16 protein-coding genes and 1 pseudogene are annotated in these 26,144 nt (G+C 64.5%); 11 read left to right on the top strand and 6 right to left on the bottom strand.

The window, feature by feature from the left end; translation table 11 throughout:
* Positions 1-138 precede the first annotated feature (138 nt).
* Together ABE546_RS06500 and ABE546_RS06505 are read right to left on the bottom strand one after the other, a co-directional pair.
* On the bottom strand, positions 139-480 hold the full coding sequence (locus ABE546_RS06500; protein WP_121038480.1) for a ribonuclease E inhibitor RraB: 342 nt from the start codon (positions 478-480) through the stop codon (positions 139-141).
* Positions 481-594: 114 nt separating this feature from the next.
* Positions 595-2,199 carry a transglycosylase SLT domain-containing protein gene (locus ABE546_RS06505; RefSeq protein WP_313208947.1) on the bottom strand — a complete coding sequence of 535 codons (1,605 nt, stop codon included), beginning with the start codon at positions 2,197-2,199 and terminating at the stop codon, positions 595-597.
* 121 nt (positions 2,200-2,320) lie between these two features.
* Here ABE546_RS06505 and ABE546_RS06510 point away from each other — a divergent pair, with 121 nt between their 5' ends.
* On the top strand, positions 2,321-3,826 hold the full coding sequence (locus ABE546_RS06510; RefSeq protein WP_346462997.1) for a helicase HerA-like domain-containing protein: 1,506 nt from the start codon (positions 2,321-2,323) through the stop codon (positions 3,824-3,826).
* Positions 3,827-3,881: 55 nt separating this feature from the next.
* Entirely contained in the window at positions 3,882-4,385 is a 504-nt protein-coding gene (gene greB, locus ABE546_RS06515; protein WP_121038490.1) for a transcription elongation factor GreB, read from the top strand.
* A gap of 72 nt (positions 4,386-4,457) precedes the next feature.
* Here greB and ABE546_RS06520 read toward each other — a convergent pair whose 3' ends face one another.
* Together ABE546_RS06520 and rimO are read right to left on the bottom strand one after the other, a co-directional pair.
* Positions 4,458-5,291, bottom strand: coding sequence for a DUF3025 domain-containing protein (locus tag ABE546_RS06520; RefSeq protein WP_346462998.1), 834 nt, complete (start codon positions 5,289-5,291; stop codon positions 4,458-4,460).
* Entirely contained in the window at positions 5,288-6,652 is a 1,365-nt protein-coding gene (gene rimO / locus ABE546_RS06525) for a 30S ribosomal protein S12 methylthiotransferase RimO (RefSeq protein ID WP_313208944.1), read from the bottom strand. Before rimO ends, ABE546_RS06520 begins: the two co-directional genes overlap by 4 nt.
* Positions 6,653-6,857: 205 nt before the next feature.
* Between rimO and ABE546_RS06530 the strand changes: the two genes are divergently transcribed.
* The 3 genes from ABE546_RS06530 to ABE546_RS06540 are packed head-to-tail and all read left to right on the top strand — an operon-like array spanning position 6,858 to position 8,137.
* Positions 6,858-7,535 carry a dienelactone hydrolase family protein gene (locus tag ABE546_RS06530; protein ID WP_313218997.1) on the top strand — a complete coding sequence of 226 codons (678 nt, stop codon included), beginning with the start codon at positions 6,858-6,860 and terminating at the stop codon, positions 7,533-7,535.
* Entirely contained in the window at positions 7,532-7,954 is a 423-nt protein-coding gene (locus tag ABE546_RS06535; protein ID WP_313208942.1) for an HIT family protein, read from the top strand. Before ABE546_RS06530 ends, ABE546_RS06535 begins: the two co-directional genes overlap by 4 nt.
* A gap of 15 nt (positions 7,955-7,969) precedes the next feature.
* Positions 7,970-8,137 (top strand): DUF5668 domain-containing protein, encoded by a 168-nt coding sequence (locus tag ABE546_RS06540; protein WP_019182647.1) that lies wholly within the window; start codon positions 7,970-7,972, stop codon positions 8,135-8,137.
* Positions 8,138-8,379: 242 nt separating this feature from the next.
* On the opposite strand, the gene dcd is transcribed toward ABE546_RS06540, so the two are convergent.
* Both dcd and apbC read right to left on the bottom strand, forming a co-directional pair.
* Positions 8,380-8,952: a dCTP deaminase gene (gene dcd, locus ABE546_RS06545; RefSeq protein WP_019182646.1), complete on the bottom strand. Its 573-nt coding sequence runs from the start codon at positions 8,950-8,952 to the stop codon at positions 8,380-8,382.
* A 184-nt stretch (positions 8,953-9,136) separates the two neighbouring features.
* Positions 9,137-9,994 carry an iron-sulfur cluster carrier protein ApbC gene (apbC, locus tag ABE546_RS06550; protein WP_313219000.1) on the bottom strand — a complete coding sequence of 286 codons (858 nt, stop codon included), beginning with the start codon at positions 9,992-9,994 and terminating at the stop codon, positions 9,137-9,139.
* A 205-nt stretch (positions 9,995-10,199) separates the two neighbouring features.
* Between apbC and ABE546_RS06555 the strand changes: the two genes are divergently transcribed.
* From ABE546_RS06555 to ABE546_RS06580, 6 genes and pseudogenes are all read left to right on the top strand, one after another.
* Positions 10,200-13,001 (top strand): TonB-dependent receptor, encoded by a 2,802-nt coding sequence (locus ABE546_RS06555; protein ID WP_346462999.1) that lies wholly within the window; start codon positions 10,200-10,202, stop codon positions 12,999-13,001.
* A gap of 530 nt (positions 13,002-13,531) precedes the next feature.
* Positions 13,532-16,345 carry a TonB-dependent receptor gene (locus tag ABE546_RS06560; protein WP_313219001.1) on the top strand — a complete coding sequence of 938 codons (2,814 nt, stop codon included), beginning with the start codon at positions 13,532-13,534 and terminating at the stop codon, positions 16,343-16,345.
* 219 nt (positions 16,346-16,564) lie between these two features.
* Positions 16,565-18,673, top strand: coding sequence for a M13-type metalloendopeptidase (locus tag ABE546_RS06565; protein ID WP_346463061.1), 2,109 nt, complete (start codon positions 16,565-16,567; stop codon positions 18,671-18,673).
* A gap of 237 nt (positions 18,674-18,910) precedes the next feature.
* On the top strand, positions 18,911-21,988 hold the full coding sequence (locus tag ABE546_RS06570) for a TonB-dependent receptor (protein ID WP_346463000.1): 3,078 nt from the start codon (positions 18,911-18,913) through the stop codon (positions 21,986-21,988).
* A 200-nt stretch (positions 21,989-22,188) separates the two neighbouring features.
* Positions 22,189-24,201: a M13 family metallopeptidase gene (locus tag ABE546_RS06575; protein ID WP_346463001.1), complete on the top strand. Its 2,013-nt coding sequence runs from the start codon at positions 22,189-22,191 to the stop codon at positions 24,199-24,201.
* A 1,492-nt stretch (positions 24,202-25,693) separates the two neighbouring features.
* Positions 25,694-26,116: pseudogene (locus ABE546_RS06580) on the top strand (IS30 family transposase); the annotation flags it as partial.
* Positions 26,117-26,144 lie beyond the last annotated feature (28 nt).

The raw sequence follows: 26,144 nt of genomic DNA on the forward strand, positions 1-26,144 counted from the left end.
GGGCGTCGGGGCGCCGGGGGGCCCCCACCCCCCGCTCGGGGGGGCCCCCCCCCCCGCCCCGCCACTACCTGGGGCTCCCGCCCATAAAAAACGCCCCGGGAAACCGGGGCGTTTTTTGTGTGAGATGTTCCGCTGCGATCAGATCTCGACCGGGCCGACGTCCATGCCGTCGTAGTCTTCCACGCCGTTCGCTTCGGCCAGGGCCTGCAGCTCATGGTTGCGGGCATCCAGCGAGGCTTCGGTGTGCACCTCGGCGCGCTCCACGTGCAGCACGTGGTACGGGTCTTCGCCTTCTTCAAGGTCCGGTTCGAACACTTCCACCAGGGTGTACCCCAGTTCCACCAGCTTCTCGCCCAGGCCGTGCAACGGCTCCGGGGTGGTGTTGACGAAGAAGTAGCCCCACAGCATCGGGCCGTTGAGGTCCCAATCGGTGTTTTCACGGATGTTGGCGAACATCTCGTTGATTGCGGTGATATCCATCTGGGTGTCCTGTATGCGTGTTGCGGTGAGCGCCGGCACGTGGCCGACGCTGCGATGGATGTGCTGGGCCGGGCGGCCACAGGCGTGATGCCGGCGAGCCTACCCGGTTATGGCTTACTTGTCGCAGCCCTGCAGCTTGATGCTCTGGCCCTGCCTGAGCGAATAGGCCGGCGCCTTGAGGCCATTGGCCCGTGCCAGGGTCGGCACATCGCACTGGAACTTGGCCGCGATCCTGCCCAGCGTCTCGCCCTTGCCCACCTTGTAGCTGCGGGCCGGCTTGGCCTTGGGCTTGGCGGCCGGGACGGCTACCGGCGCGGCCGGGGTCACCGCGGGCATGGCCTGCGCCTGGGCGACCGGGACCACGCTGCCCACCGCCACGTTGCCGGTGTAGCTGACCGCCGTAGGCCGCACGATCGCCGCATTGAGGTCGGCGGTGATGAGGGTGCGGGCCAGATCGGCGCGCGGGCCGCTGACGCAGAACCGGTTGTACAGGCCCGCGATGCGGGTGGTCGCGTTGATGATGGTGCCGGCCGGAATCCAGCCGTCGGCCTCATAGCGCGGGTTGAGGTTGCGCAGCGCGCGCATGTAGCCGTCACGGGTACCGGTGCTGCCCAGGCAGATGGTCAGCTCGTAGATCGTGGTCGACTTGGCCAGGCGGATGGTCGCCGGCTGCGCGCTGATCTTCGGGAATTCCACGCCGTACTGCTGCGGGTGCAGATAGATCCACGCCGCGGCGATCACCATCGGCACGTAGTCCTTGGTCTCGCCCGGGAACTGGTTGTAGACGCTGTCGGTCCAGAAGCCCTGCCCCGGGTACTGGCGGAACACGCGGATGGCGCGGCCTTCACCGCCGTTGTAACCGGCCAGCGACAGCTCGACACTGTTGTTGAGCTCACGCATACGTTCGTTGAGGTAGGTCGCGCTGGCCTCGGCCGCGCTGCGGGCATCAAAGCGCGTATCAAAGCCGGTGCCGTCCGGGCCGAGACCAAAGCGACGCCCGGTGGCGGGCATGAACTGCATCAGCCCGGCGGCGCCGGCACGCGAAGAGGCGTGCACGCGGCCGTTGGATTCCTTGGCCATGATCCCGAACAGCAGCGCTTCGGGCAGGCCGCGCTTTTCCCACTCCGGCCACATCACCGCACGCAGGTTCTGGTAGTTCTCGTAACTGGTGAGCAGCGCCGGGCGCATGTCGGTCAACCAGCGGCGGATGCCGGCCTGCACGGCCGGGTTGTACTCGACCATGGTGTCGAAGGCGTGCCGCTTGTCGTTGAGCAGCGCTGCAGCGCGGGCGGCTTCCGGCACATCGGCGGCCAGCGGGCCGACATGGTCCGGGTCGGCCTCCAGCAAGGTGCCGTCGGCGATGGCCGTGCCGTCCTCGCTGTCCTGCTGGCTGTCGGCGTTGCTCTTGAGCAGGCGCTTGTAGGTCGGCAGCAGGTTGCTGACCTGGCAGCCCTTCTGGGCCACACAGGCGCTGATCACATCCTCCATGTCCTCCAGCGCGGCGTCGGCCTCGTTGGTGCCTTTCGGGTCGGCATTGTTCACCAGCACCAGCGCCGCGTTGTAGCGCTTTTCGGCGGCTGTCATGCGCTGGTCGAGCGCCTCCACCTTGGCCTTGTCGCGGGCGGAGACGCGCTGGGCATGGGCCTCGGGGACGATCGACAGCATCGCGGCAACGGCCAACAGCGGCCAACCACGGACAAGCAAGACAGGAACGGGCATTTTTGGCACTGTGTGCGAACGATGGGGCAGAGTAGCCGCGCCGCTTGCATCCGGGCAACCCGTCTGCCGGCCGGCCAACGCCGACGTTTAGAATCCCGCCTATTCACACTGCGAGTTGACCATGGATCCGATTCTGCTCGGCAAAGGCATCACCGACGATATCCCCGTGACCCTGTCGCCGCGGCTGGGCAACCGCCACGGCCTGGTGGCCGGCGCGACCGGCACCGGCAAGACCGTCACCCTGATGACGCTGGCCGAGGGCTTCTCGCGGATCGGCGTACCGGTGTTCCTGGCTGATGTGAAGGGTGACGTGTCGGGCTTGGCCGTGCCCGGTGCCGGGACCGAGGCGCTGCTGCAGCGCGCGACCGATCTCGGCGTGGCCGATTACGCGCCCGCCGCCAGCCCGACCATCTTCTGGGACCTGTACGGCAAGCTCGGCCACCCCGTGCGCACCACAGTGAGCGAGATGGGCCCGACCCTGCTTGCGCGCATCCTGGAACTCAACGACACCCAGGCCGGCGTGCTGGACATCGTGTTCAAGCTCGCCGACGACCGCGGCCTGCTGCTGCTCGACCTGGACGATCTGCGCGCCCTGCTCGGCCTGGTCGCCGAGGAGCGCAAGGACATCTCCACCGAATACGGCCTGGTCAGTGCGCAGACGGTGGCGGCGATCCAGCGCTCGCTGCTGCGCCTGTCACAGGACGGTGGCGAAGCGTTCTTCGGCGAGCCTGCACTGGAGCTGGCCGACCTGATGCGCGTCAACCACGATGGCCGCGGCGTGATCGGCATCCTCGCCGCCGACCAGCTGGTGCTCAAGCCGCGGCTGTATTCCACCTTCCTGCTGTGGCTGCTCTCGGAGCTGTTCGAAACGCTGCCGGAAGTGGGCGATCTGGAGAAGCCGAAGCTGGTCTTCATCTTCGATGAGGCGCACTTGCTGTTCGATGACGCACCGCCGGCGCTGGTGCAGCGCATCGAGCAGGTGGTCCGGCTGATCCGCTCCAAGGGCGTGGGCGTCTACTTCTGCTCACAGTTCCCGGATGACGTGCCGGCCAACATTCTCGGCCAGCTCGGCAACCGCGTGCAGCATGCGCTGCGTGCGTTCACGCCGCGCGACCAGAAAGCAGTGAAGGTCGCCGCCGAAACCTTCGTGCCCAACCCGAAGCTGGATGTGGCCGCCACGCTGGCCAAGCTGGGTACCGGTGAAGCGCTGGTGTCCACGCTGCAGGACAAGGGTATCCCCTCGCCTGTGCAGCAGACCCAGATCGCGCCACCGCGTTGCCGGATGGGCGCGATCACCGAGGCCGAACGTGCGCAGGTGCGCGCCGGCAGCCCGGTCGGCACCCGCTACGACACCGCGATCAATCGCGAATCGGCGGCGGAACGGCTGGCGCAGCGCGCGCAGAAGGCGGTCGAGCAGGCCGATGCGCCCAAAGCCCGCACCCGCCAGCAGGATGAAGCGCAGGAGGGCGGCTTTGGCCAGAGCATCAAGGACGCGATCTTCGGCACCAAGCGCCGCCAGGGCATGATCGAAACCATGGCCAAGCAGACCACCCGTACCGTCGGCACCAAGCTGGGCAACCAGATCGTGCGTGGCCTGCTGGGCGGTATTTTCGGCGGAAAGCGCTGATACTTCGTGTCGCGCCCTGTGGCGCGGCACCTTTTGACGAGCACAAGCAGACCTGATGTCGCGTTGGCGTCCCCCCGCGGAAAAAAGCACGGCCCTGATCACCGCACAGGGCCACCAGCGGTTGAAGACCGAACTGGATGAGCTGTGGCGGCACAAGCGCCCGGAAGTGGTGAAGGCACTGGCCGCCGCTGCTGCGGAAGGCGACCGCTCCGAGAATGCCGAGTACACCTACCGCAAGAAGCAGCTCGGTGAGATCGATCGGCGCGTACGCTACCTGACCAAGCGACTGGAGGCGCTGCGCATTGTCGATACCGCGCCGACCGATCCGAACGCGGTGTTCTTCGGCGCGACGATCGAGCTGGAGAACGTCGACTCGGGCGACATCCACGTGTATCGCATCGTCGGCCCGGACGAGACCGACGCCGGTGCGGGCTGGATCAGCATCGATTCGCCGTTGGCGCGCGCGCTGCTGAAAAAACGCGTGGACGATGAGTTCGAGGTGGAGCTGCCCAGCGGCCGCCATGGGTTCGCGATTCTGTCCGTGGCGTACCCCGGCTGACAGGGTGCCTCCACGCATGGCGTGGATCTACACGTGACGCCGGCAACCCGCGGGGATGGCGCCACTGCCGGATCACCCCAGCGCTGCGGGATACACGCGCCCCGGGCGCAGCGGTCGGAAGTAGTCGGCCCGCGCATAGAAGGCCGCCTCCTGCCGCGCGTGCCACCCGGGAATCCCCGCCAACGGCAATGGCCGCAACTCCAGGGGGTCATTGAGCAGCGCGCCGTCCGTGATGGCCTGCGCCACTGCCGCGACCGCAGTGGCATCATCATCACTCTGTACCACCACGCACTTGCCGACCAGCAGGCGCTCCGGCACCAAGGCCTGCTCCAGCAGCGCATGCCCGATCACCGCCGCGACGGCAATGTCGCCCCGTCGCCACTGCCCTGCCCCATCCCAGAGCAGCGCCTGCCAATCATGCTGGTCCCACGCGCGCAGCAGCGCCGGTTCGCGCACACGCACGATCACGCCGCTCTCGTCGAATTGGGTCAACGCGGCCTGCGCACGGTTGCGCTGCCCTGGCGCCATCGCCGCGATGTGCCGGCATTGCTGCCGGTTGAGCGCGCGCTTGATGGTGGGGTAACGCGCCCAGACCAGGGCATTGAACAGGTCATGCCAGTTGTCTGCACGCGTGGCGATCTGGCCGCGCCCGGCGATGCGCGTTTCATAGTGCAGGCCGTCGGCCAGCAATGCCTCGTCCTGCTCGGCAAGATGCTTGTCTGGCAACGCGAGGCGTGCATCGAGCGCTGCGATGGTGGGCCAGCTCGGCGCCACCATCAGGTCCTGCATGTCGCTCAGCCCGGCGTAGATCGGCTGCGCGAAGCAGGCCGCATCCACCGCCTCACGCGGCGGCGCGATGAAACGGCGACGACCACCGATATCGGCAGCCGTCACCACTGCGATCACAGCACCTGCAGATCGAAGGGCTTGCGCGCTTCGGTGGCGAGGATCGCATCACCGAACAGATCGTGGTCGTCGCTCTCGGTGATCTCCACATCGACGAACTGACCCACGCGCAGCTTGGCTTCTTCCGCGTTCTGGATATGCACCAGACCGTCGATCTCCGGCGCATCGGCCTTGGAACGGGCCACCGCGATGCCGTCTTCGATGGCATCGACCAGGCACTGCTGCACGGTGCCGATCTTGGCTTCCAGGCGCGCGGCGGAGATCTCCGCCTGGCGCTCCATGAAGCGTGCCAGGCGTTCCTGCTTCACTTCTTCGGGCACCGCACCGGGCAGATCGTTGGCGGTCGCGCCGGTGACCGGCGAATAGGCGAACGCGCCCACGCGGTCCAGCTGCGCCTCGTCCAGGAAGCTCAGCAGCTCCTCGAACTCGGCATCGGTCTCGCCCGGGAAGCCGACGATGAAGGTCGAGCGCACGGTGATATCCGGGCACAGCTGACGCCAGCGCTGCACGCGCTCCAGGGTCTTGTCGACCGCCCCCGGGCGCTTCATCAGCTTCAGGATGCGCGGGCTGGCGTGCTGGAACGGAATATCCAGGTACGGCAGGATCCGGTTTTCGGCCATCAGCGGCACGATCTCGTCCACGTGCGGGTACGGGTACACGTAGTGCATGCGGGTCCACGCATCCAGCTCGGACAGGCCTTCGCACAGCGCCTTCAAGCGGGTCTGGTAGGCCTTGTCGCGCCACATGCGCTCGGCGTACTTCACATCCACGCCATAGGCCGAGGTGTCCTGGGAGACCACCAGCAGTTCCTTGACGCCCCCCCGCACCAGCCGCTCTGCTTCGCGCAGCACCTCATCGACCGGGCGCGAGACCAGCTTGCCGCGCATCGAGGGGATGATGCAGAAGCTGCACTTGTGGTTGCAGCCTTCGGAAATCTTCAGATACGCGTAATGGCGGGGGGTCAGCTTGATGCCGTAATCAGGCACCAGATCCACGAAGGGATCGTGCTTGGGCGGCAGCGCGGCGTGCACGGCCTCCATCACGCTCATGTAGTCCTGCGGGCCCGACACCGCCAGCACGTTCGGGTAGGCCTCGCGGATCTGCTCCGGGCGCTTGCCCAGACAGCCGGTGACGATCACCTTGCCGTTCGCGTTCATCGCCTCGCCGATCGCATCCAGCGACTCGGTCACGGCCGAATCGATGAAGCCGCAGGTGTTGACCACCACCACGTCGGCCGCGTCGTAGGAGGGAACGATGTCGTAGCCCTCGGACCGCAGCTGGGTGAGGATGCGCTCGGAATCGACAAGGGCCTTCGGGCAGCCAAGGCTGACGAAGCCGACTTTGGGGTTCAGCTGGGACATGGATCGCAAGGACTCTGGGGGCCTGGGCCCATGCCGGAATGGCGTGGGGGACCTGGGGCCGGAAACGGCGGCAAGTATACCGGCGTTCAGCCCACGCCCCTGAACCGGATCGGGTTGATCCCGCCAGATCCGGCATGCTCCCTGACATCGCGCTAACCGGCGCGGGGCCGATAATGAATGCCTGAACCAACGGGAGTCTCGCACCATGGGTGAGTGGATCACACTCGATACGCATTACGGACCGGTCCGCGCCTGGCAGGCGACGCCGGAAGGCAAGCCGCGCGGGGGCCTGGTAGTGATCCAGGAGATCTTCGGCGCCAACCCGCACATCCGCGCAGTGGCCGACGATTACGCCGCCAAGGGTTATGCGGTGCTGGCCCCGTCGTTCTTCGATCTGGCCGAGTCGGCCCCGGACAGCACCGAACCGCCGGAGCTGCCTTACGACAGCGATGGCGTGGCCGCCGGCCTGGCCATGGTCGACGAGCTCGGGGTCGAAAAGGCGCTGGAGATCGTGCGTGCGGCCGCCTCGCGGCTGGCTCCGGCCGGCAAGGTCGGCACCGTCGGCTACTGCTGGGGCGGCAGCATCGCCCTGCTCTCCGCGCTGCGCCTGGGCCTGCCCTCGGTCAGCTATTACGGGGCCCGCAACGTGAAATACCTGGACGAGACGCCCAAGGCGCCGGTCATGTTCCACTTCGGCGCGCAGGACAGGAGCATCCCGCCGGAGGCGATCAAAGCCCACCGCGAGAAGCTGCCGCAGATGGCCACCTTCGTCTACCCGGCCGATCACGCCTTCAACCGCAGCGTCGGACATGCGTATGATCCAGACAGCGCCCACCTGGCGCTGGAACGCACCCTGGACTTCTTTGCGGAGCATCTTGGATGAGCGAGTTCGAACTGGATTCACGCCTGGCCACCGACAGCGTACTGGTAGCAGAAGGGCCGTTATCGCAAGTGCGATTGATGAACGATGAAAGGTATCCCTGGCTGATCCTGGTGCCACGCCTGAGTGGCGTGACCGAATGGATCGACCTGGATGGCGAGCAGCAGGACAAGCTGCGGACCGAGTTGAACCGGGCGTGCAAGGCGCTCAAGGGCACCGATGGGGTCGAGAAGATCAACATCGGCTCGCTGGGCAACATCGTGCGCCAGCTGCATTTCCATGTGATCGGGCGCCATGTCGGCGATCCGGCATGGCCGGGCCCGGTCTGGGGCCAGGGGCAGGCACACCATTTTGATCCACAGGTGCTGGCCGAGCGTGTCGCACTCTGGAAGGAACGGCTAGGATATTCGCCCCAGCCCTAGCGGACCCTGCCCCTGATGCGCTCCAACCTTGTCGCCGCCATTGTCCTGATCCTCGTCGGCCTGTTCCTGCTGGCCAGCAATCTCGGCTGGACCAACATGAACATGGGGAAGCTGATCCTCACCTGGTGGCCGGTCGTGCTGGTAGCGGTGGGCATCGGCCTGCTGTTCGGCCGCGGCAAGTAGAGCGGACCGTTGGTCCGCTGCTGTTCGGTCCGCTGCTTTTGGGTGCGCTGCTTTTGGTCACCACGCCGCACGTCGGACCAAGCCACAAAAAAAGCGCGGAGTACTCCGCGCTTTTTCTGTGGTCGCCCCTTGATGGGTAACGGTAACCACAGAAGCAGCCGACCAACGGTCGGCTCTACCAGGCGCGGACGCGGCAGCACGCCCGGGGATCGATCAGGTGCGCCGCGCCACCCGCGTGATCATCAGGTCCGCGGCAGGGTCACGCCGGTCTGGCCCTGGTACTTGCCACCGCGGTCCTTGTAGGACGTCTCGCAGATATCGTCCTTGTCGGCCTGGAAGAACAGCATCTGCGCCACGCCTTCATTGGCGTAGATGCGCGCCGGCAGCGGCGTCGTGTTGCTGAACTCCAGCGTGACGTGGCCTTCCCATTCCGGCTCCAGCGGGGTCACGTTGACGATGATGCCGCAGCGCGCGTAGGTGCTCTTGCCCAGGCAGACCACGAGCGTGTCGCGCGGGATGCGGAAGTACTCCACGGTGCGCGCCAGCGCGAAGCTGTTGGGCGGGATGATGCACTCATCACCCACGATGTCCACGAAGCTGCCCGGGTCGAAGTGCTTCGGGTCCACGATGGTGGAGTTGATGTTGGTGAACACCTTGAACTCGCGCGAGCAACGGACGTCGTAGCCGTAGCTGGAGGTGCCGTAGCTGACGATGCGCTGGCCGTTGGCCTGCTTGACCTGGCCAGCTTCGAACGGCTCGATCATGCCGTGCTGCTCGGCCATCTGACGGATCCAGCGGTCACTCTTGATGCTCATGGGGGGTCCTGGGTGCGGAAGGAACAACGGCACCGCCAATGGGCGCCCGGGTGTCGATTCTAAACAGCGGCCCCGGCCGCGACCAGCGTCGACGCCGTCGCGGCAACTGCCTGGCCATTGCGGCCTGGAAACGAACAGGCCCGGCGGGGGCCGGGCCTGGAGGATACGGGGGAGGTTTTCGCGCTCAGATCAGCGACGACAGGATCGGAATGCTGGCCCGCGGCCGCTTGGCCACTTCCTCGATCAGCCGCTCGGCCGCGCGCAGATAGGCCTGGGCCGCAGAAGACGCCGGCGCGGCGGCGGTGATCGGCGTACCGGCATCGCCCTGCTCGCGGATGCCGATCTCCAGCGGCAGCGACCCCAGCAGCGGCACCCCGTACTGGGCGGCCATGCGCTCGCCGCCGCCCTCGCCGAACAGATGCTCGACCTGGCCGCAGTTGCTGCAGGTGTGCACGGCCATGTTCTCGACGATACCCAGCACCGGCACTTCCACCTTCTCGAACATCTTCAGCGCCTTCTTCGCATCCAGCGTGGCGATGTCCTGCGGGGTGGTGACGATCACCGCCCCGGCCAGCGGGATCTTCTGGGTCAACGTCAGCTGGATGTCGCCCGTGCCCGGCGGCAGATCGATCAGCAGGTAGTCCAGGTCGTCCCACAACGTATCGTTGAAGAACTGCGTCATCGCCGAGGTCGCCATCGGGCCGCGCCAGATCATCGGCGTCTCGTCCTCGATCAGGTAACCGATCGACATGGTCTCCACCCCGAACGCGCGCATCGGTTCGATCGACTTGTTGTCCGGGCTCTCCGGGCGACCGCTCAGGCCGAGCATTGCCGGTACGCTGGGGCCGTAGATATCGGCATCCAGCAGGCCCACGCGCGCGCCGAGCGCGGCAAGTGCGACAGCCAGGTTGACCGCGGTGGTGGACTTGCCGACCCCGCCTTTGCCTGACCCCACCGCGATCACGTTGCGCACGCGCGGATGCGGTGACAACCCCTTCTGCACTTGACTGGCGTGGGGACGACGCGTCTGGCTGGCACTCACTGCGGGCACTCCGGAAACACAACAAGGGGACGCAACACTATACAACCTTGACTGCACCTGACTGAGAATCCCAGTTGCTACGAAACCATGCAATTTTCGTTAAGTTCATGTTACGGTCGAAACGCACTACGTTGAGCGTTTTCCGCGCGTTTCGGGAGGGAATCATTGGCGTCAGTGCTTTTCTGTTTTGTTCTATGGACTATCAATGAATTACAGCACCACCGCACGTCGCAACACGCTCGCCGCTGCATTGTTCTCCGCCCTGATCGCCACTGCAGCCGCTCCGGCCATGGCACAGGATAAAGCCACGACGCTGGACAAAGTCACCGTCACCGGCTCGCTGATTCCGCAGACCGATATCGAAACCCAGACCCCGGTGATGTCCATCACCGCGCAGGACATCCAGACCCGCGGCTTCACCAGCGTGGCCGAAGTCCTGCAGCAGTCCTCGCTGACCACCGGCGGCCTCCAGGGCGGCCAGACCTCGGCGTCCTTCACCCAGGGCGCGGAAGCCTCGGGCATGTTCGGCCTGAATCCGGGCTACACCAAGTACCTGATCAACGGCCGTCCGATGATGTCGTACCCGGCGCTGTACAACGGCGGCGATACGTTCAACAACATCAGCGGCATTCCGATCGACATCGTCGAGCGCATTGAAGTCCTGCCGGGCGGCCAGTCGTCGCTGTACGGTTCGGACGCCATCGCCGGCGTGGTCAACATCATCCTCAAGGAACGCATGGACGGCGGCAGCATCTCCGTCCGTGGCGGCACCTACACCGAAGGCGGCGGCAACAGCGTGCGCTTCAGCGGCGCGCATGGTTTCAGCGCGTTCGATGACCGCTTCAACGCACTGGTCAACGTGCAGATCGAGTCGAGCAACCCGATCTGGGGCTACCAGCGCGACCTGACCCGCACCACCAATGCCAACGGCTACACCGCGCAGCTGCCGAGCAATGATTTCGCCGTCATCGACGCCGATACCAACCGCCTGTACATGATGGACCCGAACAACTGCGCCAACGTGGCCAGCCAGTTCGGTGGCACCACGGTGCTGGGCAATCGCCCGACCGGCCAGTCGTGCGGCACCTACTTCGGCGCCGGCTACAAGACGCTGAAGAACGGCAAGGACAGCGGCCAGTTCTATTCGGCGATGACCTTCGACGTCAACGACAACCTGCAGCTGTTCGCCGACGTGCTCTACAGCAAGGAAAAGACCGAGTACACCTCCGGCTCGAGCTACCTGTGGTGGGGCACCAAGAGCGGGATGGGCGGCTTCTACGACCAGTCCTCGGGCAAGGTGGTGAACCTGCAGCGCGCGTTCGCCCCGGAAGACATCGGTGGCCAGGGCTACAACGACGTTCTCAACAGTGACGAGAGCCGCTCCTACCAGGTGACCCTGGGCGCGAAGGGCATGGCCGGCAACTGGGACTACAGCGCCAGCTTCACCCGCGGTGAGTACAAGCTCACCGAGAACAAGTTCATGCGTTGGAAGGACCCGATCAACAACTACTTCGCCGAACACGTGCTGGGCCCGCAGCTGGGCACCACGGCCGACGGCTGGGGCATCTACAACCCGAACTACGACGCGTTCTACTCGCCGATCTCGCCGGAAGATTTCGCCAGCTTCACCGGCTACGCGACCAACCGCAGCCGTACCTGGCAGAACCTGGGCCGCGTGCAGATCACCAATGGCTCGCTGTTCTCGCTGCCGGGCGGTGACGCCGGCTTCGCGGTCGTGGTCGAAGGTGGCAGCGAAGGCTGGGATTACTCGCCCGACCAGCGCCTGCTGGACGGCCAGGTGTGGGGCTCTTCGGCCGTGGCCGGCAATGGCCACCGCAGCAATTATGCGGTGACCTCCGAACTGCGCATGCCGGTGCTGGAGCAGGTCACGGTGACCGCTTCGGGTCGCTATGACGCGTTCAAGATCGCCGACAACACCGTCGACAAGGCCACCTACAGCCTGGGTCTGGAATACCGCCCGATCGACAGCCTGCTGTTCCGCGGCAAGTACGGCACGGCGTTCCGCGCACCGACCCTGTCCGATGCCTTCCAGGGTAAGAGCGGGTACTACGCGGCCAACTCGACCGACTACTACCGTTGCGGCACCCTGGGCTATGCACCGGGCAACACCGCCGACTGCCGTTACCACGACAACGTCTCGGTGTACTCCGAGCGCGCGGGCAACCCGGACCTGGAGCCGATCACGGCCGACGTCTGGAATGCAGGCGTGGTCTGGGCACCGATGCCGAACCTCTCCATCTCGGCCGACTACTACAACTGGAAGATCGAGAACGAAGTCGATACGGCCAGCACCGACCAGCTGCTGCTGGCCGAGTACTACTGCCGCAACGGCCTGCCCAACGGCTCTTCGGCCAGCTGCCAGAACGTGGCCGACTGGGTCGTGCGCGACGCCGCCGGCAACCTGAGCAGCCTGTACACCCCGAAGATGAACGTGGCTCGCCAGAACCTGCAGGCCGTGACGGTCGGCTTCAAGTATCTGCAGGACATCGGCCGCTTCGGCTCGCTGCAGTTCTCGGCCAACTACACCAACATGCTCAAGCGTGAAGTGCAGTCGCAGCCGGGCGAGGAGTTCCAGGATCTGCTGGGCAACCCGATCGCGATGTGGAACTACGACAACTTCGCCAAGGTCCGCAGCGATGCGTCCGTGGGCTGGTCGGTCGACAAGTTCACCACCACGCTGTACGCGAACTACATCGGCAAGACCCCGAACTACCTGGCCGGCATCAATGGCTATGACTACGTCCACCCGGCATCGGGCAAGGCCGCAGGCAAGTGGGGCTCGTACACCACGTACAACCTGAGCGTGAACTATCGCGCACAGGACGACCTGACGCTTTCGCTGATGGTCAACAACGTGTTCAACAAGATGCCCGACGGCCAGGCCTACAGCTACCTGGGCACCTCGGGTGCGCCGTACAACACCGGCCTGTACAACGCGTACGGCCGTGCCGTGTACGTCCAGGCCAAGTACGACTTCGGCAAGTAATCGCCGCAGGCAGCACCGGCGACCGTGCAGGGCCCTGCCCTGCCGGTTCGCCAACCGGAACGCCCCGAAAGGGGCGTTCCGCGTTTGTGCCCTTGCAACCGGCGTGATGCCCGTCCGCCGCCCTGAATGCAACGACACGCGTCGCCGCGAGAGAGGCATGTGCATGTCCGACGTTCTGATGGTGCGATGCGTCTATGGGACAGCCATACGCACACCGATCTCAGTTGTTAATTCCGCGCCATATTCAGCATTCACTCATTGACGAAACATAAATAAAATTTCATTTAGGCCCAGGCAATTGTTTTTCAACGCCTTTCAGTTTGCGTCAATGCACAGCCCTTATCGACGATGACCATTCAGCGTATTTCACGTTAAGCGTGTGTTACGTTCGCCGCACGCCGGTTTCAACTGAACGCAGAATGAAACTACCAAGGATGGCCGGCCAGGCCTGATACCGGCTCGCTGTTGAACGCAGTCAAGAAGTCCCACGGAAGGGAAAGCCACGACATCACCACTACATGGGGTTGCACATGTCTCGCCAAGGTAATTCGATCTCGCGTCATCCGCTTGCCGCCGCCGTCCTCACCGGCCTGCTGCTCACCAGCGCCACCGTCTTCGCACAGGACAACGCCGCCACCAATCTCGATCGTGTCACTGTCACCGGGTCCTTGATCCCGCAGACCGAGATCGAGAACCACACGCCGGTCCTGACTGTCACCGCCGAAGACATCCAGACCCGCGGCTTCACCAGCATCTCCGAAGTCCTGCAGCAGTCTTCGCTGACCACCGGTGGCCTGCAGGGCGGCCAGACCGCCGCCTCGTTCACCCAGGGCGCCGAAGCGGCCGGCATGTTCGGCCTGGACCCGGGCTACACCAAATACCTGATCAACGGCCGACCGATGCTGCAGTACCCGGCGCTGTACAACGGCAGCGACGCGTTCAACAACCTCAGCGGCATTCCGATCGACATCGTCGAGCGCATCGAGATCCTGCCCGGCGGCCAGTCCTCGCTGTACGGCTCGGATGCGATCGCCGGCGTGGTCAACATCATCCTGAAAGAACGCATGGACGGCGGCGTGCTCAACGTCCGCGGGGGCGCCACCACCGAAGGCGGCGGCAACAACATCCGCGTCAGCGGCGCCAGGGGCTTCAACAGCGCCGATGACCGCTTCAACGCACTGGTCAATGTGCAGTACGAAAAGAGCAACCCGATCTGGGGCTACCAGCGCGACCTGACCCGCACCAACAACCGCGTCGGTTACAGCGCGCAGGTGCCGGCCAATGATTTCCTGGTCTACCTGCCGGCGGACAACAACGCGTTCGTGATGATGGATCCGACCCGCTGCGCCAGCGTCGCCGGCCAGTTCGGCGGCACCACCGTGCTGGGCACCCGCGCGGCCGGCGAGTCCTGCGGTTCGGCCTACGGCGCCGGCTACCGCACCCTGAAGAACGACAAGGAGAGCAGCCAGTTCTACAGCTCGATGACGTTCGATGTGAACGACAACTTCACCCTGTTCGCCGATGCGCTGTACAGCCTGGAAGAGGTCAAGTACACCCCGGGTTCGGGCTATACGTTCTGGGGCAGCGACCTGAGTTTCGGCGCGTTCTATGACCAGGACACCGATCAGTACATGAACCTGCAGCGCGCGTTCGCGCCTGAAGACATCGGGCCGAACGGCTACAAGGACATCCTCAACACCGACCGCAACAAGGCCTACCAGGTCACCCTGGGCGGGCGTGGCACGTTCGGCAACTGGGACTACAGCGCCAGCTTCAGCCGCGGCGAGTACAAGCTCACCGAGCGCGGCTTCGTGCGCTGGGCCGATGACATCGACAGCTACTTCGAAGACCGCGTGCTCGGCCCGGTGCTGGGCACCACCGATGACGGCTACAACATCTACAGCCCGAACTGGGGCGCGTTCTATTCGCAGCTGCCGGCCGGTGATTTCCAGAGCTTCACCGGCTACACCTACAACCAGAGCAAGACCTGGCAGAACCTGGGCCGCTTCCAGATCACCAACGGCTCGTTGTTCACCCTGCCCGGTGGCGATGCAGGTTTCGCCGTGGTCGCCGAAGCCGGCAGCGAAGGCTGGGATTACCGCCCGGACGAGCGCTTGATGGATGGCAGCGTGTGGGGCACCACCTCGGTAGCCGGCAATGGCCATCGCAGCAACTACGCCGTCACCTCCGAGCTGCGCCTGCCGCTGATCGACTCGTTGACCGTCACCGGTTCGGGTCGCTATGACGCCTACAAGATCGCCGACAACACCATCGACAAGGCCACCTACAGCGTCGGCGTGGAGTTCCGTCCGATCGAAAGCCTGCTGTTCCGCGGCAAGTACGGCACTGCGTTCCGTGCACCGACCCTGCCCGATGCCTTCCAGGGCGAGAGCGGCTACTACGCCAACGGCGCAGTCGATTATTACCGTTGCGGCCAGCTCGGCTATGCTCCGGCCGATACCCTCGCCTGCCCCTACGGCAACGAATCGGTGTTCGGCGTGCAGGCCGGCAACACCGAGCTGGAACCGATCACCGCCGATGTCTGGAATGCCGGCGTGGTCTGGGCACCGATGAACAATCTGTCGATCTCGGTGGACTACTACAACTGGAAGATCGACAACGAAGTCGACACCCTGAGCTCGGACCAGCTGCTGCGCGCGGAATACTACTGCCGCAATGGCCAGGGCAACCCGACCTCGGCCAGCTGCGAGAACGTTGCGGACTGGATCACCCGCGATGCCGCCGGCAACATCGAGCAGATCTTCACGCCCAAGCTCAACGTCGCGCGCCAGAACCTGCAGGCACTGACGGCCAGCTTCAAGTACGTGCAGGACATCGGCCGCTTCGGCTCGCTGCAGTTCGCCAGCAACTACACCAACATCCTCAAGCGCGAGCTGCAGCCGCAACCGGGCGATGACTACCTGGATCTGCTGCGCGACCCGTATGCGATGTGGTACTACGATGCCTACGCCAAGGTCCGTACCGATGGTTCGGTGGGCTGGGCCAAGGACCGCTGGACCACCACGCTGTACTTCAACTACATCGGCAAGACGCCGAACTACATGTCCTACCTGGGCGAGAGCTTCGACTACGTCCACCCGTCCGGTTACAAGGCCGGCAAGTGGGGCTCGTACACCACCTACAACCTGAGCGTGAACTACCGGGCGTTGGACAACCTCACCCTCTCGGTGATGGTCAACAACGTGTTCAACAAGATGCCCGACGGCCAGGCCCACAGCTACGCCGGCAACATCGCCTCGCCGTACAACAGCAGCATCTACAACCCGTACGGCCGCGCGGTGTACGTGCAGGCCAAGTACGATTTCGGCACCAAGACCAACTAAGCCGCACCCGGGATGACACCCCCAAGCCCCGCCGCAAGGCGGGGCTTTTCCTTGGCCGCCCCGGGCCAGGGCCACGTCCGGAGTTGACCGGATCGGGCCTCTTGCCATCGGCCATGACCTTCGACACCCTTGCAGGCCGGGCCGGCGGCGTATCGTCTGGCCCACAGGCTCTTCGGGGCCATTCCTGCATGACTTTCCGGCCTGGAGGCCAATCACGTGATCGCTCGTACACCCAAACTGGTACTGCTGACCCTGGCCGTTTCGGCCGCGCTGGTCGGCTGCGGCAAGAACGAAACCCCGGCGACGGACAGCGCAGCCTCCACCGCCGCGCCGGCCGCCACGGCCGCCACCGAGTACAAGCTCGACGAGAGCAAGCTGCCGGCCTACAACGCCTTCCACCCGTCCGATCTGGACACCAGCATGGACGCCTGCGGTGCGTTCGGTGACTACGTCAACAGCAAGTGGCTGGCCGCCAACGAGATCCCGGCCGACCGTACCAGCTGGGGCGCCTTCACCATCCTGGACGAGCGCTCGGTCGCCGTGCAGCACCAGCTCGCCGAGCAGGTCGCGGCGGTCAAGAATCCGGCCGGCATCGAAAAGATCGTCGGCGACTTCTGGGCCACCGGCATGGACGAGGCCAAGATCAATGCCCAGGGCATCGAGCCGATCAAGGCCGACCTGACCGCCATCGACGGCCTGCAGGACAAGGACGCGATCGCCAACTACCTGCGCACCAGCGCGGCCAAGGGCGAAAACGTGCTGTTCGGCTTCGGTCCGGAAGCGGACTTCAAGAATTCCAGCATGAACCTGGCCTATGCCAGCCAGGGCGGCCTGGGCCTGCCGGACACCACCTATTACACCGACGCCAAGAACGCCGACAAACTCAAGGCCTACCAGGCCCACGTGGCCAAGGTGCTGGAACTGGCAGGCGTGGCCACGGCCGATGCCGAGAAGCAGGCCGCCGACGTGGTCAAGTTCGAAACGCGCCTGGCCAAGGCCTCCAAGTCCAGCGTCGAGCTCTCGCGCGATGTCTCGCTGTTCTACAACCCGGTCACCGTGGCCGATGCGGACAAGCTGACCCCGAACTTCAGCTGGACCGAGTTCTTCAAGGCCCAGGGCATCGCCGCCCCGGAGAAGTTCTCGCTGGCCATGCCGAGCTTCCACCAGGAAGTGAGCAAGGCACTGGGCGACACCGATCCGTCGGTGTGGCGTGCCTACCTGCGCTTCCACACCGTGGACGGCGCCTCGCCGTACCTGGCTGATGCGTTCGTCAATGAGAACTACAACTTCTACGGCAAGACCCTGAACGGTCAGAAGGAGCAGAAGCCGCGTTGGAAGCGCGTGCTGGGCACCATCGAAAACGATGCCGGTGATGCGTTCGGCCAGCTGTACGTCAAGGTCGCTTTCTCGCCGGAAGCCAAGGCCAAGATGGAAGAACTGGTCAAGAACCTGGCCGCCTCGCTCAAGGAGCGCATCCAGGGCCTGACCTGGATGAGCGACGAGACCAAGGCCAAGGCGATCGCCAAGTGGGAAACCTTCACCCCGAAGATCGGCTACCCGGACAAGTGGCGTGACTGGAGCGGCCTGACCACCGGCCGCGACAGCTACCTAGGCAACGTGCGCGCGGCGAACGCGTTCAATTACAAGTTCGCGCTGTCCAAGATCGGCCAGCCGGTGGACAAGACCGAATGGGGCATGACCCCGCAGACCGTCAATGCCTACTACAACCCGCTGCAGAACGAGATCGTGTTCCCGGCCGCCATCCTGCAGCCGCCGTTCTTCGACCCGAAGGCCGATGACGCGCTGAACTACGGCGGCATCGGTGCGGTGATCGGCCACGAAATGACCCACGGTTACGACGACCAGGGCAGCCGCTTCGGGCCGACCGGCAACTTCGAGAACTGGTGGACCGAGGCCGACACCAAGAACTTCAGCGGCCTGACCGGCAAGCTGATCAAGCAGTTCGATGGCTACAAGGTGGATGGCCAGCCGGTCAACGGCAAGCTGACCCTGGGCGAGAACATCGCCGACCTGGGTGGCCTGGCCACCGCCTACGATGCCCTGCAGAAGGCCTCGGCCGGCAAGGAAGACCCGAAGGTCGACGGCTTCACCCGTGACCAGCGCTTCTTCTTCAACTGGGCCACCGTGTGGCGCACCAAGTACACCCCGGAGAACATGAAGGTCCGTCTGGCGACCGACCCGCATGCCCCGGCGCAGTTCCGCGCGATGGGTGCCCCGTCGAACCTGCCGACCTTCGCCGCGGCGTTCCAGTGCAAGGCCGGTTCGCCGATGGTGCGCGCAGGAGACCAGCAGGTGGTGATCTGGTAACGACTGCCCTTCATTGAGCGTCTGACCATTCGAAGGCCCGGGGAAACCCGGGCCTTCGTCGTTCAGTGCCCTCACTTTTCAGGAAAGCAACAACTGGATCTGTGTGTCTCTGATGTAAAAACGAAATGACGGAATTATTGCAACGCGACCGTTTATTTGATATTCAGTTATCGGGGCTTCATTAAGCACCCGTTAATTCTTTCAATCAAATGGGGGAAGTTGATGATCAAGCAAGCCATGCCGCTTCGTCGGGCCACACTGACCATCGCGCTGGGCCTGTGCCTGGCCGGGGCAGCGCACGCGCAGTCCGTTACCGGCAACATCTACGGTACCGGCGAACCTGGCAGCACCATCAGCGTGCAGAACCTGGATACCGGTACCAGCCGTACCGTGACCGTCGACCGCAATGGTCGCTACCGTGCCAGCGATCTGCCGAACGGCAATTACAAGGTGACCGTGGAGAAAGAGGGCCAGGTGATCGCCGTCCGCGAACGGGTGCAGGTCGTGATCGCCAGCGGCACCGAGGTTTCCTTCTCCAGCACCGGGGTCCAGGAGCTGGACCGCATCGAGGTCAGGGCGACGGCCGTGCCCAAGATCGACGTCAGCCAGACCGACACCCGCACGGTGTTCACCTCCGAACAGTTGAAGCAGATCGCGGTCGGCCGTGATATCGCCAGCGTGGCACTGCTGGCGCCGAGCGTGATTTCCAACGCGAGCTACACCTCCGGTGGCGTCACGGTCCCCAGTTTCGGCGGTGCCGCATCGTCCGAAAACGCGTTCTACATCAATGGCTACGCGGTGACCAACCCGTTGTCGTCGATCGGCTCCACCACCCTGCCTTTCGATGCGATCTCGCAGCAGCAGATCCTGACCGGCGGCTACGGTGCCGAGTTTGGTCGCGCCACCGGTGGCGTGGTCAACATCGTCACCAAGCGCGGCACGAATGAATGGAGTGGCGGCGGCTACGCCTACTGGAGCCCGGAGGCACTGCGTGCAAACCCGCGCAACAGCTACTTTGCCGATACCGGCTTCTACGGTGCGGACAATCCTGATCCGACCAAGCGCACGGATGGCCAGCTGTACCAGCTGCGGAACAAGAACCAGAGCTGGACGCAGACCACCGGCGCGTATGTCGGCGGCCCCATCGTCAAGGACAAGCTGTTCATCTACGCCAACGTCGAGGTGACCAAGCGTGAGGGTGCCGGCGTGTCATCGACGAGCCAAGCCGCGGCAACGACCACCAACGCATGGCAGGAATACTCCTACGAGTATCCGCGTTGGGCAGCGAAGATCGATTGGAACATCACTGACAACCACCTGCTTGAGTTCACCGGCATCTCCGACGTCACCAAGTACGACAGCGCCGGCTATACCTTCAACTACGCCGATTTCACCCACGGCAACGAGCAGAACGCGGGCACGAACAACGAGGACAAGGCCAAACTGTACATCGGCAAGTACACCGGCTATCTGACCGATGACCTCACGGTGTCGGCGCTGTACGGCACCCAGAAGATCGATCACAGCCAGAATCCGTGGGGCTACGATCCGGCCTGCCCGCGCACGTCCGCCGCGGCCACCGCACGTGCACCCGGCATTCCCGCCGCCAACTATGCCGGCTGCTGGACGGCTGCCACGGTCAACGTCCCCGGCGCCTACGATGAAACCAAGGGCTGGCGCCTGGATGTCGGCTATCGCCTGGGCAACCATGACCTGCGCGCCGGCCTGGACGTCATGGAAGCGGAGTCGTTCACCGGCAGCGAGTACGGCGGCGGCTTCATCTGGGTCTACAGCCGTTCCAACAACGCCAATGCCGCCATCGATGCCTCACACGGCGTCGGTTCGCCGGCCTCGGCCGGTGGCCTGGGCAGCCAGGGCTACTACGTTCGCCAGCAGTACTACACCCAGATCGCCAAGGTGAAAACCGAACAGTCCGCGCAGTTCCTCGAGGACCGTTGGCAGGTCAGCGACAACGTCCTGCTGACGCTGGGCCTGCGCAACGAGACCTTCAAGAACTTCACCAGCGCCGATGAGGTGTACGTCAAGCAGGACAACCAGTGGGCACCGCGCCTGGGTGGCGTATGGGATGTCCATGGCGATGCCTCGTTGAAGCTGTTCGCCAACGCGGGACGTTATCACCTGGCCCTGCCCAACAACGTGGCCGTCCGCGCCGCGTCCGGCTCGCTGTATACGATGGAGTACTTCACGTATACCGGCGTTGCTGCGGACGGCACGCCGACCGGGCTGGTCAACGTTTCGGTCGACCCGAGCCTGGGATACACCTGCCCGGGCAACCCGAATGCCATCTCCTCCAACCTGGAGTGCGGCGATGCACCCGATCCGCGCACGGTTGCCGCGGTCGACCTGAAATCGCATTACCAGGATGAGTTCATCGTCGGTATGGAACAGGCCTGGGGCGAGAACGCCATCTGGGGGGCCAAGGTGACCTACCGCGACCTCAAGAGTGCGATCGATGACACCTGCACGCCGGCACTGGGGGGCGGCTGCTTCATCTTCAATCCGGGTGAAAGCAACACGTTCTGGGAGGAGCAGGCCGACGGTACGCTGGCCAAGCACACCTACTCCGCCGCTGAACTCGATCTGCCCAAGCTCAAGCGCCGGTACTACGCGCTTGACCTGTTCCTGGAAGGCTCGATAGGTGACAGGTTCTACGGCAAGGTGAACTACACCTTCGCACGCAACTACGGCAATACCGAAGGCCAGCTGGCATCGGATCTTGATACCGGCACGGGCGGTCAGACCGACGTTTCGGTGACCCAGGACTGGGATCTGCCGCAGCTGATGGTCGGCGCCAACGGTCCGCTGCCGAACCACCGTGCGCACCAGATCAAGGCCTACGGTTCTTACAGCATCACGCCCGAGTGGCGCGTCGGTGGTTCCCTGCTGATCGACTCCGGCCGCCCGCGCTCTTGCACCAGCTATTACCCGACTGCGGACCAGGGCCTGTACAACGGCGCGTACTACCACTTCTGCGGCCTGGCCGGCAGCGGCACCGCCCCGGGGAGCGCCGGTTACATCCCGCCTTCGGCTGACTACCGGTTCTCGCCACGCGGCGACAACGGCACCACGCCGTGGGGCTTCAACCTCAACCTGTCACTGGCCTATACGCCGAACTGGGCGGACAACAAGTTGAACCTGCAGGCGGACGTGCTGAACGTGCTCAATCGCCAGATTGCCGGGTCCTACTACAGCAATTACGCGACCGACCGGGTGACCCCGGATGCACGTTACAACCAGCCGCTGAACTACAGCTCGCCGCGCCAGGTTCGCCTGAGCGCTCGATACGACTTCTGATCCACCCTGCAGGGCCCGGCCATCTGGCCGGGCCCTGGTTGGCCTGCCCGTGCTCTCTCCTGCCCCGCTCCGGCGGGGCTTTTTTGTACCGGCGCCGCCCCGTGGCCCGCAGCGCCCTCCGCCCCCCCTTCCTGCATGCCGCCATGCGTCGCGGCTTGATACACTCGCGCGATCTTCAATCCTCGATGGATTTGCTTTACATGCCCAACTTCCGTCCGCTTGCCATCGCCCTGGGCATCAGCCTGGTCACCCTGGTCACTGCTCCCGATGCGCACGCCGCGCCGAAGAAGAAGGCCGCCGCCCGCGCGCCGGCCGTCAGCGCCCAGTGCAGCGACTTCTACGAGGCCACCAACGCGACCTGGCTGAAAGCCAATCCGGTGCCGCAGACCGGTGCCACCACCGCACTGGGCCAGCTGGCCGACCGCGCGCGCCAGCAGCAGCGTGAACTGCTGGATGGGGCGATGACCGCACCGCAGGGCAACGTGCAGAAGCTGCTCGGCGACTTCTGGGCCAGCGGCCTGGACGAGGCCGCGGTGGAAGCCGACGGTTCCAACCCGATCGCCCCGTTGCTGACCCGCATCAACGCGATCAAGAAGGCCAAGGACGTGCCGGCCTCGATCGCCGCGCTGCACCAGGTCGGCATTCCGGTGGCCTTCAACTTCGCCCCGGACGTCGACCTCAAGGCGCTGGACCGCCACATCGGCTACTTCATGCAGGGCGGCATGGGCCTGCCGGACCCGGCGTTCTATACCCGTACCGATGCCGACACCGTCGCGCTGATGGCGCGCTACCGCACTTACGTCAAGCAGGTGCTGGCGCTGACCGGTACCCCGGCTGACAAGCTCGATGCCGAATCGCAGTCGGTGATCGCGCTGGAGACCGAGCTGGCGCGCAATGCGCAGTCGCTGGCCGGCATCAACAATCCGTTCAACAACTACGCGCCGATCTCCACCAAGGAGCTCAACAGCCGTTACCGCAACCTGCAGCTGGAGGCCTTCCTGAAGGCACAGGGCGTCAATGACGACCTGGTCTCGCTGTCCGATCCGGCGCTGTTCAAGCAACTCGACGGCATGGTCACCCGGCTCAAGCCGGAACAGTGGAAGGTCTACCTGCGCTGGCGCGTGGGGGATGCGATGGCCCCGTACCTGTCCAAGGCCTACCGCGATGCCGAATTCGAATTCCGTGGCCGTGTGATGCGTGGCCAGACCCTGCCGCCGGCGCGCTGGGAGCAGGTTCTGGATGCGATCAACGTGGCTGCCGGCCCGATGGTCGGCCGCGAATATGCGGCCAAGCACCTGTCGGCCGACGACCGTCGCAAGGCAGCGCTGGTCGTGGACAAGATCCGCGAAGTGCAGATCGATGCGGTCAAGCGCAGCACCTGGATGAGCGATGAGGCCAAGACCGAAGCACAGGCCAAGCTGGCTGCGCTGAAGATCGAGATCGGCACCCCGCTGCGCGATCTGGACTACACGGTGCAGCCGATGGGCCGCGGCAGCTTCGGCGGCAACATGCTGATCGCCTCCACCTGGCGCCACCGCGAGGAAATGAAGCGCATCGGCAAGGGCAACGCCGACCGCCGCTGGGACGTGCTGCCGCAGCAGCCGGCACTGGCCTATGACATCGCGCAGAACCGCCTGATCGTCACCGCCGCCGTGCTGCAGGGCCCGGTGTTCAATGCCAAGGGCGATACCGCCGACCTGTTCGGCAGCTACGGCGCGCTCGTCGCGCACGAACTGACCCGTGCGATCGACGCCAAGGGCGCGCTGGTGGATGCCAAGGGCGAACTGCGCAGCTGGTGGACCCCGGCCGACAAGACCGCCTGGACCCTGTTCGGCAACCGCGTGGCCGCCCAGTACAGCGGCTACGACTACCCGGGCGTGAAGGGTGCCAAGGTCAATGGTGAACTCACCCGCGAAGAGAATCTGGCCGACCTGGCCGGTCTGGAACTGGCGTGGGAGGCTTACAAGGCTGTCGAACCGGCGGCCAAGCCGGCCGCCCAGCAGGGCTTCTTCCGTGCGTGGGCGAGCCTGTGGCCGCAGCAGCTGTCGCCGAACGTGGCCGCCCAGCGCGTGACCTCGGACATCCTGGCCCCGGGCCGCTGGCGCACCAATGGCCCGCTGTCCAACCTGCCGGCGTTCGGTGCCACGTTCACCTGCAAGCCCGGCCAGCCGATGCAGCGCGTGGACAACGACCAGATCAAGGTCTGGCGCTGAGTCCCCTGCCCGACCTGCGCTGAGCCGCAGCGGCTGACGAAGAAGGCGCCCCCGGGGCGCCTTTTTTGTGTCCATGACCCGTCCTGAATTCGTAAGCTCCCCCGTCAATCAGAACCTCCAGCTCTGTCCTCCATAACGGCAGTTCAAGTCTGAGCTCAACCTCGCTCCGCAATCGCGGAAAGTCCTCCAAAATTTAGGGGGTTCTAATGCTCTATTCCTATCGGATTGCGGAGCGATATTATTGTCTGACGTCTTGAATTTGCGGGTAAATGTCGTAGCTTCCCAAGCTACTGACATGGGATCGATTCCCCTCGCCCGCTCCAGCGTTCAGAACCCCGGTAACGGCTGCGCCGTTGCCGGGGTTTTTTATGGGCCAGGCACGGCGGCCCCATGCGATCTCCGGCGACCGCTGCTGCGTCGCCGGAGACGATGATGCTTGTGATTTCAGTCTGAGTACAAGCCCCGGCTCAACGGCCCGGGAAGCGTGGACTCCGGCCACGGCATCAGCGACGTACACGCTTCATACAACAAACAGAAGTCCCGCTTCAGGTCGGTGGGAACCCAACCTCCGTAGCCTACGTGCGTCGAGCTGCCCTCACAGGCGTAGGACACTTGGATCCATCGGGCATTGGTCCGCGAGGCAACTCCCTGATGCTGGGTGTTGGAATTGCAGTAACGCATGCTCTGGCCGATCAGATTGTTATTAGCGTCGAAGTAGAGGGTGGTGACTGCTGTAAGCGGAACAGCGTGTACGTCGGGTGCGCTCCCCAGCAGGCCAAACAGCAAAAACAGCGGAATTCCAATTCGCATCTGTTGTTCTCCTTGGAAAATGTTAGCCGGCCGTGTCCTGTTTATTGGCCTGCACGGGCATCGTCGCATAGCGCCTCGCGCCCGCAAGCGTGGCTATGCGCATGGCATCACAAATCCTGCATGTGTGGACGTGGCTATGCGCATGGCATCACAAATCCTGCATGTGTGGACGATGCCTCCGACAATCCAGCTCGACGTGACCGCCCGGACCCCACGAAGCTGGCACCGGGCTGCGCCACCTTCTGGTGCGCGACACCCGCACGCCTGAGGAACAGCTGGCCGCCTCGTTGAATGAGTTGTATAGGCGCAGGGGCAGGGGACGATCAAGGTGCTGGGAGAAGGGAAGCTAGCAAGTTGCTGTAAAGGTAGGGTTGGCGTTTATAGGTGACCCCAAACTGACCCCAAGGCAGAGGCAAGCCGTTGATTTCCGGAGGCTGCCATTGATCGCGGGTGATCGGCTCAGTCGTTGTTTCTGTTGATCTTCCGCGACCTTGATATAGCAGGGGTGTGCCGGGGCATGCTGGGGTGGGCTACGCAGGGAAGCGAATGAACATATGAACGCAAAAGATGGATCTCACAGCTTCGAACGGCTGAAGGAGCACATCCTCCCGCTATCCAGCGCGCCGACTTTTGACCTTGCGCGGCGGGAATGGAGCGTGGCTGGGATCGAGGTCAGCGAAGAATCGAACGAAAGACGCGCTTTGTGATCCTCCGCAAGATGGACGGCTGCACAGCGGAAGCGGCAATGGAGGATTTCAGTTGCCAACTGAAGAAGCTGCCCGAATCCATGCGCACCATTTTGACTTACGATCGAGGCACGGAGCTGACGTGCTACCCAGAGCTGATGGACCGCTTGGATATCCACGTGTGGTTTGCTGATCCACACGCGCCGTGGCAATGCGGCAGCAACGAGGACACCAACGGACTGCTTCAGCAGCTCCTGCCCAAGGGCATTGATCTGTCGAGCGCGAGCCAGGAGTATCTCAATCACGTTGCGATGCTCCTGAACACACGTCCGCGACAGACGCTGGGCTGGAAAACGCCCGCCGAAGTGATGGACAAAGAGATCGCCGAATTCAGATCACGTGTTGCGCTTGCTCCTTGAGACCGCCAAGGTGCATTGCACGAGTTTA

This window comes from Stenotrophomonas sp. TWI377, from assembly GCF_039674525.1.
Taxonomy (GTDB): Bacteria; Pseudomonadota; Gammaproteobacteria; order Xanthomonadales; family Xanthomonadaceae; genus Stenotrophomonas.